The organism is Cobetia sp. UCD-24C, from assembly GCF_001306765.1.
In the GTDB taxonomy this organism is placed as follows: domain Bacteria; phylum Pseudomonadota; class Gammaproteobacteria; order Pseudomonadales; family Halomonadaceae; genus Cobetia; species Cobetia amphilecti.
The window spans coordinates 1-13781 of record NZ_LJTD01000010.1 but is presented as its reverse complement, the minus strand read 5'-3'; the positions used below and the strand labels follow the sequence as shown (position 1 = coordinate 13781).

The following is a 13781-nucleotide window of genomic DNA, read 5'->3' as shown; positions in this document are numbered from 1 at the left end:
AAGTGGGTGTGGATAACCTGAGCCCGCCAACCTTGGCCCGTAAGTCTTGGCCCGTCAGGATCAGAAGCGCGGCGCGCGCCCCTCGAGCTTGGCCTTGATGCACTCGGTCTGCTCCGCGCGCCCCAGCAGCGAGGACTGCAGCTCTGCCTCAAGCGCCAGCGCCTCGGCTTCCGGCGCAGCGAGGGCCTCGTCATAGAGACGCGTGATCGCGCGGATGGCGCTGGGAGAGCGCCCGGCAATCTGGCGCGCCAAGGCCAAGGCCTCCTCCTGCGGGCTGGAGATGATGCGCGTGACCAGGCCGGCGCTCTGCGCCTCGTTGGCCTCGACCTTGCGCCCGCTCCACGTCAACTCGTGCAGCCAGTCCGGTCGCACGCCACGCGCGGTGACGCTGATGCCCATGTCCGGAATGATGCCCCAGTCGATCTCGAGCACCGCCAGACGCGCATCAGGATCACACAGGCGGATGTCCGCCCCCAGCGCGATCTGCAGGCCGCCACCGAAGACATTGCCATGCAAGGCGGCGATGACCGGCACCCCGACATCTTGCCAGCCCAGCGCCAGCTGCTGCACGGTATTGCGCTGCGGCGCACAGCCATTGGCCCCCGCGACCAGCAACTGCGGTACGCGGGCGGCGTCGCCCATGATGGCGGCGATATCCAGCCCCGCACAGAAACTGGGCCCCTCGCCGGACAGCACGATGGCGCGCAGGCCTGACTCCCGAGCGCGGGCATGCAGCTCCTGCTGTACCGCCAGCAGGGCATCGATCATCTTCCAGTCGATGCCGTTGTGCTTGTCAGGGCGATTGAGGCGCACGTCGGCGACATGCTCACTGATCGAGAGGGTCACATAACGTTCAGGCGTGAGGTGGGTAGCGTCAGACATGGCGGTCTCCCTGCGACGGATAACGAGCAAGCACGCGCTCGAACGATTTCACGACAGTGCCGAGCGATGGCACTCGTCCAGTGATAAACCCAAAAGGCGCAGGCAACCACACTGCGTTCGTCGAGCTGCCCGCGGGCATGACTCGCTACGTCTCAGTGTGACTGCCTGCGCCCGGTTGTTGAACGGTCGTTTGGTCGCAGAGATGACGATTGTCTACTCGCGCTTGGCGCCCGAGACCTCTGACAGCGATCGCGGCTGGAAGCTCTCGGCCTGGGCCATCGCCCAGACACGACGATAGAAGGGATAATCGTCCCCTTGCGTCAGCAGTGCGCCCTTGGTCAGGAAGGGATGCAGGTGCGAGAACAGCTTGACCTCATTCTCGGAGACACGGTGCACCAGGTGGTCCGGGGTGATCTGCCAGGGCGTGTGCAGGCCCGCCGCCGACAGGATCTCGGCCAGCGCATGCAGGGTGTTGTGATGGAAGTGACGCACCTGATCGGCCTTGTCTTCCACGACCAGCGATTTCTGGCGCAGATCATCCTGGGTGGCGATCCCCGTCGGGCACTTGTTGGTGTGACAGCTCAGTGACTGGATGCAGCCCAGCGCGAACATGTAACCGCGTGCGGCATTGACCCAGTCCGCGCCCAGTGCCATCACGCAGGCGATATCGAAGGCACTGATGATCTTGCCGCTGACCCCGATGCGCACCTCATCACGCAGCCCTGCGCCCACCAGCGAGTTGTGGACGAATTGCAGCCCTTCACGCAGCGGGGTGCCGAGGTGGTCGGTGAATTCGGTCGGCGCGGCGCCGGTGCCGCCCTCACTGCCATCGACGACGATGAAATCGGGCACGATCCCGGTCTCGAGCATCGCCTTGACGATGGCCATGAACTCCCACGGCTGACCGAGGCACAGCTTGAAGCCCACCGGCTTGCCACCCGACAGCTCGCGCAGGCGCTGGATGAAACTCAACAGCTCAAGCGGTGTGGAGAACTCACCATGGTTGGAGGGCGAGATGCAATCCTTGCCCATCGGAATCCCGCGCGTCTCGGCGATCTCCTCGCTGATCTTGCTGGCTGGCAATACGCCCCCGTGGCCGGGTTTGGCACCCTGGCTGAGCTTGATCTCAATCATCTTGACCTGCTCGCTGGCCGTCTGGCGGGCGAACTTCTCGCCATCGAAGCGCCCTTCCTCGTCGCGGCAGCCGAAGTAGCCACTGCCCAGCTCCCAGATCAGATCGCCCTCGAATTCGCGGTGATAGGGGCTGATGCTGCCTTCGCCGGTGTCATGGGCGAAGTTACCCAGCCTGGCGCCCTTGTTCAGGGCGCGGATGGCATTGGCGCTCAAGGAGCCGAAGCTCATCGCCGAGATATTGAACAGCGAGGCATTGTAGGGATGCGAGCACTGGGAGTTGCCGACGTTGAGACGAAAGCCCTTGGGGTCCGGCACGCTCGAGGTCTGCATGGAGTGTCCAATGAACTCATAGCTGTCGGAATAGACATCGAGCAAGGTGCCGAACGGCTGGGAGGAATTGTGCTGACGGCCACGCGCATAGACCAGCTCGCGCTGCTTGTGGGAAAACGGCAGCTGATCGGTGTCCGACTCGAACAGGTACTGACGCATTTCCGGACGCAGCGCCTTGAACAGATAACGCATGTTGCCGATCACCGGGTAGTTGCGACGCACGGCGTAATCCGGCTGCTGCATGTCGTAGATGCCGACGGCGACCAGAAAGGCCATCAGCAGCGTCAGCGGCCATATCCAGGGCGTCAGCTCCGACAGCCCCAGGCAGACCAGCAAGCCGAGGACACAAAGCCCGAATACGGAGTAGCGAGGTAACAGCGACCATTTCAGTTTCATCAAAGCTTCCTTTGCCAGCGAACAGCAATGTCAGGGCTGTCGTTGTGGGAGGGTCAGGGGTTGCGTCCAGTGCAGCGGCTACGGAACACGCCATGCCTGTCAGGGAGGCATCATCATCGATAGCGATGGCGACATCACGATGACGCCAACCTGCCGCATGCCGGGCCGACTGTCCTGCCCAACGGTGGAATCCGCTGTTGAGCCAGTCGCACCACGATGCTCTCGGCATGTCTATAAACAAGAAGACGCCTTCGTGGCGTGAACCACGAAGGCGTCTCCCGTTACTGCATTTCGCCACTGGTGGCGTGCGCCAGCCTCATCGACCGAGGAGGCCGAGTCGCTGGCGCGTCACGTCGCTCAGTCAACCCAGCGACGGGCATTGCGGAACATGCGCAACCAGGCGCCATCCTGCTGCCAGTCGTCCGGACGCCAGGAGTTGGTGACGGCACGCGCCACGCGCTCCGGGTGCGGCATCATGATGGTCACGCGACCATCATCGGTGGTCAGGCCGGTGATGCCGGACGGCGAGCCGTTCGGGTTGGCCGGATAGCGCGTGGTGGTCTGGCCGTAGTTGTCGACGTAGCGCAGCGCGACCTGGCCGCTGCTCTGCATCTTGCGCAGGTGAGCGCTGTCGCGGAACTCGGCACGCCCTTCGCCATGTGCGATGGCGATCGGCAGGCGCGAGCCTTCCATACCATCGAGGAACAGCGAGGCGCTCTTCTCGACTTCGACCATCGCGACACGCGCCTCGAACTGCTCGGACTCGTTGCGCACGAAGCGCGGCCAGGCCTCGGCACCCGGGATCAGCTCCTTGAGCTGGGAGAGCATCTGGCAACCGTTGCAGACGCCCAGCGCGAAGCTGTCGTCACGGTTGAAGAAGCGCTCGAACTGCTCACGCGCACGCGCATTGAACAGCACCGACTTGGCCCAGCCACCGCCGGCGCCCAGCACGTCACCGTAGGAGAAGCCGCCACAGGCGACCAGGCCCCGCATGGTGTCCAGATCGACACGCCCTTCGAGGATGTCGCTCATGTGGACATCGACAGCCTCGAAACCGGCACGGTCGAAGCTTGCCGCCATCTCGAGCTGACCATTGACGCCCTGCTCGCGCAGGATCGCCATGCGCGGACGTGCACCGGTGTTCAGGTACGGCGCTGCGATATCCTCGTTGACGTCGAAGGTGGCCTGGGCGGTAAGGCCCGGGTCACGCACGTCGTTGATGGACTCGAATTCGCTCTTCGCGCAATCGGCGTTGTCACGTGCGGCCTGCATGCGATAGCTGGTCTCGGCCCACAGGCGCTCGGCACTGGCGCGGGTGGTGGAGAGCAGGTTCTGGCCCAGCAGCGTGATGTTGATCTGCTCATCGGCACGCGGCGTGGCGATCACGCCACTGTGCTCGAGGCCCACGGCCTTGAGCTCGGCGAGGATGGACTCGGTATGCTCGCGACGCACCTGCACCACGGCACCCAGCTCTTCGGCGAACAGCGCGCCGGTGGCCTGACCCGGCTCGGCGGCGGTCCAGTCGAGGGAGATGTCGAGACCGACACGTCCCGCGAAGGACATTTCCATCAAGGTGGTCAGCAGACCACCGTCGCTGCGGTCGTGATAGGCCAGCAGCTTGCCTTCGACGTTGAAGCGCTGGATGGCCTCGAAGAAGTGCTTGAGGTCTTCGGGCTTGGCAAGATCCGGCGCTTCGTTGCCGACCTGACCATAGACCTGCGCCAGCGCGGAGCCACCGAGACGGTGAGCGCCATGGCCGAGATCGATCAGGATCAGGTCCGTCTCCACGGCCTCGCCATTCAGCGTGCGACGCAGCTGCGGCGTGAGGGTACGCATGGCATCGGTGACCGGCGCGAAGCCTGTCATCACCAGCGACAGCGGCGCGGTGATCGACTTGTCTTCGCCGTTCTCGTCCTGCCAGGCGGTGCGCATGGACATGGAGTCCTTGCCGACCGGGATGGTCAGGTCCAGCGCCGGGCACAGTTCCATGCCGACGGCGTGGACGGCCTCGTAGAGCGCCTGATTCTCGCCGGTGTGATCGGCAGCGCTCATCCAGTTGGCGGACAGCTTGATGTCAGACAGCTTGGCGATCGGCGCGGCGGCCAGGTTGGTGATCACCTCGGCCACGGCCAGACGCGCGGACGCCGCCGGCGAGATCAGCGCGACCGGCGTACGCTCGCCCATCGCCATCGCTTCACCGACATGGCTGTCGAGGGAGCTGGTGGTGACGGCGCAATCGGCCACCGGCACCTGCCACGGACCGACCATCTGGTCGCGCGCGACCATGCCGGTGATCGAGCGGTCGCCGATGGTGATCAGAAATTTCTTGGAGGCGACGGTGGGCAGCTGCAGCACACGGGTCATCGCTTCGCGCGGGTCGAGGTTGTCGAGACCCAGCGCCGGCAGCTCCAGCGTCTGGCGCTCGAAGCTGCGTGACATCTTGGGCGGCTTGCCGAACAGCACGTCCATCGGCAGATCGACCGGACGCGTATCGAAGTGGCCATCCTTGACGACCAGCTCGTGCTCCTCGAGGGCTTCACCGACCACGGCGTACAGGCAACGCTCACGCTCACACAGGGCTTCGAAGGTGGCCAGATTCTCCGGTGCCACCGCCAGCACGTAACGTTCCTGGGATTCGTTGCACCAGATTTCCAGCGGGCTCATGCCGGATTCGGCGCTCGGCACGGCGCGCAGATCGAACAGGCCACCGCGACCGCCATCCTTGACCAGCTCCGGCAGTGCGTTGGACAGACCGCCCGCGCCGACGTCGTGGATGAAGCAGATCGGGTTCTTGTCATCCAGCGCCCAGCAGCGATCGATGACTTCCTGCACGCGACGCTCCATCTCGGCGTTGTCACGCTGCACGGAGGCGAAATCGAGGTCTTCGCTGGAGCTGCCGGAGGCCATGGAAGAGGCAGCACCGCCGCCCAGACCGATCAGCATCGCCGGGCCGCCCATCACGATCAGCTTGGCGCCGACCGGAATATCGCCCTTCTCGACGTGCTGGCTGCGGATGTTGCCGTAACCGCCGGCGAGCATGATCGGCTTGTGATAGCCACGACGCTCGATGCCGCCGGCACCGAAGGCATCCTGCTCGTATGTACGGAAGTAGCCGTTGAGGTTGGGACGGCCGAATTCGTTGTTGAACGCAGCGCCACCGATCGGGCCTTCGAGCATGATGTCGTAGGCGGTCTTGATGCGCTCCGGCTTGCCGTAATCGTGCTCCCACGGCTGTTCGAAGCCCGGGATACGCAGGTTGGAGACGCTGAAGCCGGTCAGGCCCGCTTTCGGCTTGGAGCCGACACCGGTCGCGCCTTCATCACGGATCTCGCCACCGGCACCGGTCGCGGCGCCCGGATAGGGAGCGATGGCGGTCGGGTGGTTGTGGGTCTCGACCTTCATCAGGATGTTGATCGGTTCCTGATGGTAGCGATAGATATGGCCTTCGCCTGTCGGGAAGTAACGCCCGGCAGTCGGACCTTCCATCACGGCGGCGTTGTCACTGTAGGCGGACAGCACGCCATCCGGATGATGCTGGTAGGTGTTCTTGATCATCTTGAACAGCGAGTGCGACTGCGCTTCGCCGTCGATGGTCCAGTCCGCATTGAAGATCTTGTGGCGGCAATGCTCGGAGTTCGCCTGAGCGAACATCATCAGTTCGATGTCGGCAGGATTGCGGCCCAGAGTCTTGAAGGACTCGACCAGATAATCGATCTCGTCATCCGCCAGTGCCAGACCCAGGCTACCGTTGGCCTTGGCCAGGGCTTCGCGGCCACCGCCGAGGATGTCGACATGGGCAAGCTTGGCAGGTGCCTGATGCTGGAACAGACGTGCCGCGTCCTGAGTACGGGTCAATACCGTCTCGGTCATGCGGTCGTGCAGTCGGGAGGACAGCGTGGCGAAGAGCTCTTCGCTCAGGGGCGCGTCCAGCTTGATGCGGTAGGCGATGCCACGCTCGAGGCGGCGGACTTGCGGCAAGCCGCAGTTGGCGGCGATATCCGTGGCCTTGGAAGACCAGGGAGACAGCGTGCCGAGGCGGGGGATGACGAGGAAGAGATGTCCTTCCGGAGCGCTCTCGTCACGACTGGGGCCGTAGTCCAGCAGGCGCTCCAGTGTTGTCCGATCGGAACTGCTCAGTTCACCATCGACCTCGGCCAGATGAAGGTACTCGGCATGAAGAGATTCCACCTCCGGCACCAGCTCGCGTAACGAAGCCAGTAGACGGGTGTGACGGAAGGCGGAAAGGGCAGGCGCGCCTCGCAGTTCGAGCATGGTCAGGGAAAGCCTCTGAAGCAGCGTGAACGGACAACCGCCAAACGGCGGCAGCAAGCGCATATCATACGTGAAAGGCGAGCCTTAACGAAGCCCGCAGGCGACATGCGTTGGATGACAGTGTGTTGAGCTGCCGGTATGGTGGAAGCCCTGCCGTGAATGATGCTGACGCATGCTCAAGACTTCGCCCTCTTCTCTCATTCCGCCCGTGCGACAGCTGCTGCGCCACGCGCGGCGTTTCCTCGTCGCGGCGCTGGCCCTCGCCTTGCTGATACTGCCCGAGCGCACCCTCATCGAGATGCCCACGCGGCTGGACGATGTCCGCGCGCGCGACTTCATTCAGGTCGCCACGCGCAATACTCCCACGACCTTCTATCGTGGCCGTCAGGGGCCTACCGGTTTCGAATACGAGCTGGCACGGGACTTCGCCGATTATCTTGGCGTGAGTCTGTCGATGGATTCCGAGCACAATATCGAGAGCCTGACCCAGAGCGTACTCAATGATCAGGCCGATCTTGCGGCCGCGACCCTGCCGTTGGATCTCTCCGAACAGGACCTGCGCTTCTCGCGTCCCATCCTCGAATTGCAGGCGATGGTGGTCTATCGGCGCGGCATGCATCCGCCCAAGGAATTGAAGGACCTGGTCGGCAAGCGCATCGGCGTCATCAAGGGCGCCGGCACCAGCCTGGTACTGCGCGAAGTCCAGCAGGACATCCCCGAGCTCAGCTGGAAGGAAACCGGCGAGCTTGAGGTGGCGGACCTGCTGCAACGCATCGAGGAAGACAAGCTGGATGCGGCGGTCGTCTATGCCCATCAATTCAAGCTCAATCGCCTGTTCTTCCCCAATGTGGAGAACGGCTTCGACGTGGGCGATCCTCTGACCCTGGCCTGGGCCTTCCCCGCGCATGGCGACATCTCATTGCTGACCGCCGCCAATGATTTTCTCGAGACACGCCGCCAGGATGGCACCCTCGATCAATTGGTCGAGCGCTATTTCGGCCATGATGACTATCTCGAGTATGTCGGCGCACGCACCTTCATCCGCCAGGCACGCGACCGCCTGCCGCGCTATATCGATACCTTCAAGGAAGCCGCACGCGAAACCGGCATCGACTGGAAACTGCTGGCCGCCACGGGCTATCAGGAATCGCACTGGCAGCCCAAGGCCACCTCTCCCACAGGGGTGCGCGGCCTGATGATGCTGACCAATGTGACGGCGCGCGAAATGAAGATCGCCAACCGTTTGGACCCCGTTCAGAGCATCGATGGTGGCTCACGCTATCTTGTGAGTATAAAGGGACGCTTGCCGGACGAGATCAAGGAACCGGATCGCACCTGGATGACGCTGGCGGCCTACAATGTCGGCCTGGGGCACCTGTTTGACGCCAGACGAATCGTGAAGATGAAGGGCGGCGACCCGAATCGCTGGAAGGATGTCCGCGAAGCCCTGCCCTTGCTGCAGAATCGTGAGTGGTACCAGAAAGTCCGTTATGGTTATGCACGCGGCGGAGAACCTGTCATCTATGTCCGCAATATCCGTCGTTATTATGAAATACTGAATTATGTTTACCGTAGCCAGCAGCAGTTCTATCAGCTGGATGAGCGTCCGATTACCGACGACGAAGGCGACAGCAATCCCTTCGATACAGTGCCTCCGATTCTCTGAGGATGGAGTTCGGACCGTCAGCACTCCGGTGCCTCAAGTGCACGCATCTTCACCACGCATCAAGAGCCTCTAAGGACAGGGAATGACACGCAGACTCGTCTTGATGTCGCTAAGCCTGATCGCGTTCGGCATCGCCTTGCTGGGGCTCTGGCCGTCTGCCGGCAATGAAGCCAATGCGCTGCTGCTGATGATGTTGACCCTGCAGGCCGCCGGCCAGGCAGCCTGGCATTGGCGCAATACCTCCCTCAGTCAGCTGTTCCTCAGCGCCTCATTGATCCTCAATATCCTGCTGATCTGCACCTTCCTGCTACCGGAAAGCTGGGTGGGGGTGGACCACTGGGGAGACCTGCTGATCAATCTGCCGGGCGATTGGCACATCGCCAATATCCGCCCGCCTATCCTGATCCTGTTCGCCTGTTTCGGCCTCACGACCTGCGCCCTGTTGCGCATGCGGCTGGGGTTCGGCTCTGCCATCCAGCTGACACAAGTCACGCTGCTGTTGCTGTTTGCCATGATGTCCGATGCCGGTCTTTCCGTCGCCAGCATGGTGCTGGCAGGCCCGGAACGCATCACGCTGACCAGCTTCGTCAGTCTACTGTTGATCGCTCAATGGATCGATCTACAGCCGGCATTCATGCAGATGTGGCGCCGCAATCTCATACCGCTGATCATTTCCTCCTCGATCACCCTGGTCTGTCTGCTCGCCTGGCAGCAGCAGAGCCAGGACGAGAACAATCGCATCAACCAGTCGACCTACGTACTGGGCGACAAGATCGCCACGGAGCTGTCTCGTGAGATCAACGACCAGCTCAATGCGATGCGACGTTTCGCCGGTTTCTGGAGCCTGATGGGGCAGACACCGTCACGCGGAGAATGGCAACGCCTGGCACGCAGCTATTACAAGGATTTCGATTACTTCCAGAACATCGCCTTCATCGCCCCGGACAGCGTGATAACGCGCGTCTTCCCGGACAAGGGCCGCAATCATGATGTACTGGGCGTACGCCTGCTGGATGCTCAGCCGGACACGCCGCTGCGCAACCCGCTGGAACTTGGCATCGAGGGCCATACCGGCATCATCGACCTGATTCAGGGCGGCAAAGGCATGGTGTCCTACCTGCCGGTGCGCGATCCTCGTGATGGCACCATCCTGGGGGCGATCGCCATGGTGGTGGACCTGGCCCCTCTGCTCGACAGGGCCATGGACACGGCACGCAATGAGGCATTTGCGGTCACCCTGTCAGAGCGCGGCAACATCTATATCCATGTCGGCCCGGAAAGCCGTCTGGCGCCCTGGGGCCATCGCATCCCCATCGAGCTGCCCGCCACCGACCTGACCCTGGGTCTGCAGCCGACACAGCAGTTCCTGGCGGCCACTCGTGGCCGTCTGCCGGAGGTCACATTGCTGACGGGCATGCTGCTGGCCTACCTGCTCTTCCTGGTGATCTACATGTATCGCCGAGTCTCGCAGGAGCACGGCATCGTCAAGAATGCCAATGATGCACTTCGCGAAGAGATGGTACGGCGGGAGCGACTGCAGAACGAGATCCAGTGGCTGGCGCGTCACGACGAGCTGACCCAGCTGCCCAATCGTCGCTATTTCCTCGAGCAGGTGCAGAGCTTCAGCGGCAAGATGCCTCTTACGGTCATGATTCTGGATATCGACTTCTTCAAGACAATCAACGACAAATTGGGACACTTGGAGGGAGATCGCTACCTGCAGAAGATTGCCGCCGTCTCACGGGCACCCGTGGAGTCTGCCGGCGGCATACTGGCGCGCTTCGGTGGCGAGGAGTTCGTGGTGTGCATTCCGGAATGCCCGCGCGCGGTAGGCCGCACTCTGGCGGAAGAGCTGCGGCGTGCCGTACAGGCTGCAGGACTGCCGCAGCCCGCCACGGACAGCGTCGTCACGGTATCCGTGGGCATGGCATGCGTGGCGCGCGCTCCGTTGCGGCTAGATGCACTGCTGCAGGCAGCGGATGAGGCGCTGTATCGCGCCAAGTCCAGTGGTCGCAATCAGGTCCAGGTCGCCGCCTGACGACCAACACGATCGCAACGCCGGAGGATCAGCTCGGGAGGACCTGCTCGGGAGGACCTGCTCGGGAGGACCTGCTCGGGAGGACCTGCTCGGGTGGATCTGAGCGGAAGGTTCAGCGCGAAAGGTTCAGCATGAAAGGATCAGCGCGGAAGCTCACCGCGCCGCTCAGCGAAGAACGACTTGAGCAAGCGCTTGGCGTGAGCGGCCAATAGCCCCCCTTCCACCTCGACGTGATGGTTGTGCCAGGGCTGTGCAAACAGATTGGCACGCGATTCCACCATGCCGGTCTTCGGCTCTGCCGCCCCGTAGACGACCCGCTTCACCCGCGCGTGGATCAAGGCACCACTGCACATCATGCAGGGCTCCAGCGTCACATACAGCGTGCAATCGTCAAGACGATAGTTGCCGAGTCGGGCCGCCGCCGCGCGCAAGGCCTGCACCTCGGCATGTGCCGTCGGGTCCGGGGTGCTGACCGGCGCATTGTAGCCAGTGCCGATGATGTCGCCCTGGGGATTGACCACCACCGCGCCGACAGGCACCTCGCCAGCCTCGAATGCCAACCGCGCCTGATCCAGCGCCCGATGCATATAGTAATGATCCCCACGTGGCCCACTCCGGGCCTGCGGCGCTATCGCCAACTCGTCACTCACCGTTGTTCTCCGGTATCCTGAGGCCATTGTTTCGCTCACCATGATAACGGCTTGGCGCTCGCGCTTCCTCCTGCATTGCCGAACCGCTTGGCCTGGCACTGCTCCGAGCGCCTGCCCCTCAGCACAAGGATAGATCCATGACCCAAACAGCCACTGCGCCTCTTGAGGCACTGGTCACCCTGCTGGGTCTTGAGACCCTGGAAGAGAACCTGTTCAGAGGGCACAGTCAGGACCTCGGCTTCCCTCAGCTGTTTGGCGGCCAGGTACTCGGACAAGCGCTGTCCGCAGCGACACGCACGGTACCGGTCGAACGCCAGGTCCACTCTCTGCATGGCTACTTCCTGCGCCCGGGCGATGCCCACAAGCCCGTCATCTATCAGGTTGATGGCGTGCGTGATGGCGGCAGCTTCACGACCCGACGCATCAGTGCCATCCAGAATGGCAAGACCATCTTCTTCTGCAGCGCCTCCTTCCATGGCAAGGAGGCAGGCTTCGAGCATCAGCTCGCCATGCCCGATATCGAATCTCCAGAGCAGTTGATCGAACAGGGGGCACGCATCGAGCGCTACGAAGGCCATCCCATCGAGTTCCTGCGCCTGAAGGCGCCTAGCTCGGCAAGTGATGATGACGCCTGCCCCCCACCACGCCAGCGGTTGTGGTTCCGACTGGCAGGCGAGCTGCCGGAAGATGATGCCCTACATCGCTACCTGCTGACTTACAGCTCCGACTTCAACCTGCTGGCGACCGGCCTCGGCGGACATGGTGTGCGGTTCGGTTCGCCCGAACTGCAAATGGCGAGCCTGGATCACTCGCTATGGTTCCACCGCGATGTACGCGTCAATGATTGGATTCTCTACGAGATGGATAGCCCGTGGGCGGGAGGCGCACGCAGCTTCGCTCGCGGCAGCCTCTACAACCGGCACGGTGAGCTGGTGGCATCCAGCGCCCAGGAAGGCCTGACACGCCTGCACAAACGTCCCTGAATGATTCGCCCTGAGCGAGTCGTCTTGAACAACAATGCCCCTCTTGAGACATTCTCAGGAGAGGCATTGTTGTTCAGGCTGCGTCTATCTACAACCTACAACCTACAGCGCTGAGAGTAGCGCACTGCGATTCACTATTATCACGTCATTACGGGAGTCACTTCAGTGCTGTCCTGACGCGCGTGCAGTTTTCATCCCGATAGCGCTGCTTGTAGTCATTGCGCTGGGACTGCCAACTTCGCATCTGGCCCGACGACCCGCCGCCGCGACGCCTATCGGTATAATATTCAATCTTGTCCTTGATGAACTGACAGCGCTCTATCTTCCTCTCTCGCTCCCCGGCAGATGCCATTTCTGATGACATCAGCCCCATCAAAAGGGCCATCATCCCTGCCACTAGAAGTCTTGATAACGAATATGAAAAGCCCCTCGACATGTCGCCTCCTTGCGCCTGTTCATGGCTAACTTCAATGAGTGATATTCAATGACAGCGCAGACACCGAGCAGGTGCTGCAACAATAAAGATATCTCCCGATAAAGATATCTCTCAACAGCGTGGAATGCCTGTCGATCAAGTACACTCAATAGAGCGTTAGAACGCTTTCCCAGTGATACTTATCTATAAACAAAGATGCCTCTATCACAGAAGTGATAGAGGCATCTTTGTATCATATAGCTCATGTAGCTATGTCTTGTGCTATACGCATTTAGCCCAGCACGACAGTTCTTTTGCGCCAACGCTTCCTGAGCACCATTTTTCCTGAGCACAAAGAGAACCGCCCCTGCAGCAAGGCTGCAGGGGCGGTTCAGTATAAGTGCCTGACGAGGATCGGGGCGGCCATCCGCTACTCTCACATGAAGAAACTCTACACTACCAAATGAATATCAATATGATGGGCCCATCGCTAAGAGCTCCATACCAGGCGCTTCAAGCCGCACAAAAACGCCCCCACAGCAAAAGCTGCAGGGGAGGTTCTTGGCAGAACCAGGCATAAAGAAAAAGCGCACATCATTTTTCGTCAATGACAGAACTATCACAGCACGATGATGAGCCAAAGACTTTCTTCTTGTGGAGCCGGGGAAGGTTATCTCTCGTACCACTTTTCCATGCACGTCTTTCTGCACACAGCTTTCTATTGCGCCAATTTTTTCCGTGCACAAAGAGAACCGCCCCTGCAGCATGGCTACAGGGGCGGTTCGGTATAAGTGCCTGACGATGACCTACTCTCACATGGAGAAACTCCACACTACCATCGGCGCTAAGCGGTTTCACTTCCGAGTTCGGCATGGGATCGGGTGGTTCACGCTCGCTATGGTCGTCAGGCGAAACGGTGGCATCTTGCGATGCCTGAGTCTCGAGGCTTGTGGCCTCGCGACTCGCAATATGAATCATGCTGACCGATATGTCTCGATCCTGTCGCAATCCCGGC

At 61.7% G+C, this 13781-nt stretch carries 8 protein-coding genes and 1 rRNA gene; 3 read left to right on the top strand and 6 right to left on the bottom strand.

What is annotated here, in order from left to right; all coding sequences use genetic code 11:
* Positions 1-60 precede the first annotated feature (60 nt).
* From AOG28_RS13755 to purL, 3 genes are all read right to left on the bottom strand, one after another.
* Positions 61-882: a crotonase/enoyl-CoA hydratase family protein gene (locus tag AOG28_RS13755; RefSeq protein ID WP_054556834.1), complete on the bottom strand. Its 822-nt coding sequence runs from the start codon at positions 880-882 to the stop codon at positions 61-63.
* A 213-nt stretch (positions 883-1095) separates the two neighbouring features.
* Positions 1096-2742 carry an FMN-binding glutamate synthase family protein gene (locus tag AOG28_RS13750; protein ID WP_054556833.1) on the bottom strand — a complete coding sequence of 549 codons (1647 nt, stop codon included), beginning with the start codon at positions 2740-2742 and terminating at the stop codon, positions 1096-1098.
* A gap of 357 nt (positions 2743-3099) precedes the next feature.
* Positions 3100-7014: a phosphoribosylformylglycinamidine synthase gene (gene purL, locus AOG28_RS13745; protein WP_054556880.1), complete on the bottom strand. Its 3915-nt coding sequence runs from the start codon at positions 7012-7014 to the stop codon at positions 3100-3102.
* A 172-nt stretch (positions 7015-7186) separates the two neighbouring features.
* Here purL and mltF point away from each other — a divergent pair, with 172 nt between their 5' ends.
* Positions 7187-8680, top strand: coding sequence for a membrane-bound lytic murein transglycosylase MltF (gene mltF / locus AOG28_RS13740; RefSeq protein WP_082388806.1), 1494 nt, complete (start codon positions 7187-7189; stop codon positions 8678-8680).
* An 82-nt stretch (positions 8681-8762) separates the two neighbouring features.
* Positions 8763-10718 carry a GGDEF domain-containing protein gene (locus AOG28_RS13735; protein WP_054556832.1) on the top strand — a complete coding sequence of 652 codons (1956 nt, stop codon included), beginning with the start codon at positions 8763-8765 and terminating at the stop codon, positions 10716-10718.
* Between the two features lie 140 nt (positions 10719-10858).
* On the opposite strand, the gene tadA is transcribed toward AOG28_RS13735, so the two are convergent.
* Complete coding sequence (gene tadA, locus AOG28_RS13730) at positions 10859-11305, bottom strand: tRNA adenosine(34) deaminase TadA (RefSeq protein WP_054556831.1); 447 nt, start codon at positions 11303-11305, stop codon at positions 10859-10861.
* A 200-nt stretch (positions 11306-11505) separates the two neighbouring features.
* Between tadA and AOG28_RS13725 the strand changes: the two genes are divergently transcribed.
* A complete protein-coding gene (locus AOG28_RS13725; RefSeq protein ID WP_054556830.1) occupies positions 11506-12351 on the top strand; it encodes an acyl-CoA thioesterase in 846 nt (281 codons plus the stop codon).
* A gap of 157 nt (positions 12352-12508) precedes the next feature.
* On the opposite strand, the gene AOG28_RS13720 is transcribed toward AOG28_RS13725, so the two are convergent.
* Positions 12509-12787: a hypothetical protein gene (locus AOG28_RS13720; protein ID WP_054556829.1), complete on the bottom strand. Its 279-nt coding sequence runs from the start codon at positions 12785-12787 to the stop codon at positions 12509-12511.
* A 772-nt stretch (positions 12788-13559) separates the two neighbouring features.
* Positions 13560-13675: ribosomal RNA gene (rrf, locus tag AOG28_RS13715) — 5S ribosomal RNA — on the bottom strand.
* Between the last annotated feature and the right edge of the window lie 106 nt (positions 13676-13781).

What these genes read in the sequence shown, in the direction of transcription:
- AOG28_RS13720 (WP_054556829.1), bottom strand. Translation starts at nt 12,787, where the DNA reads ATGTCGAGGGGCTTTTCATATTCGTTATCAAGACTTCTAGTGGCAGGG.
- AOG28_RS13755 (WP_054556834.1), bottom strand. Translation starts at nt 882, where the DNA reads ATGTCTGACGCTACCCACCTCACGCCTGAACGTTATGTGACCCTCTCG.
- tadA (WP_054556831.1), bottom strand. Translation starts at nt 11,305, where the DNA reads ATGCATCGGGCGCTGGATCAGGCGCGGTTGGCATTCGAGGCTGGCGAG.
- AOG28_RS13750 (WP_054556833.1), bottom strand. Translation starts at nt 2,742, where the DNA reads ATGAAACTGAAATGGTCGCTGTTACCTCGCTACTCCGTATTCGGGCTT.
- purL (WP_054556880.1), bottom strand. Translation starts at nt 7,014, where the DNA reads ATGCTCGAACTGCGAGGCGCGCCTGCCCTTTCCGCCTTCCGTCACACC.
- mltF (WP_082388806.1), top strand. Translation starts at nt 7,187, where the DNA reads ATGCTCAAGACTTCGCCCTCTTCTCTCATTCCGCCCGTGCGACAGCTG.
- AOG28_RS13735 (WP_054556832.1), top strand. Translation starts at nt 8,763, where the DNA reads ATGACACGCAGACTCGTCTTGATGTCGCTAAGCCTGATCGCGTTCGGC.
- AOG28_RS13725 (WP_054556830.1), top strand. Translation starts at nt 11,506, where the DNA reads ATGACCCAAACAGCCACTGCGCCTCTTGAGGCACTGGTCACCCTGCTG.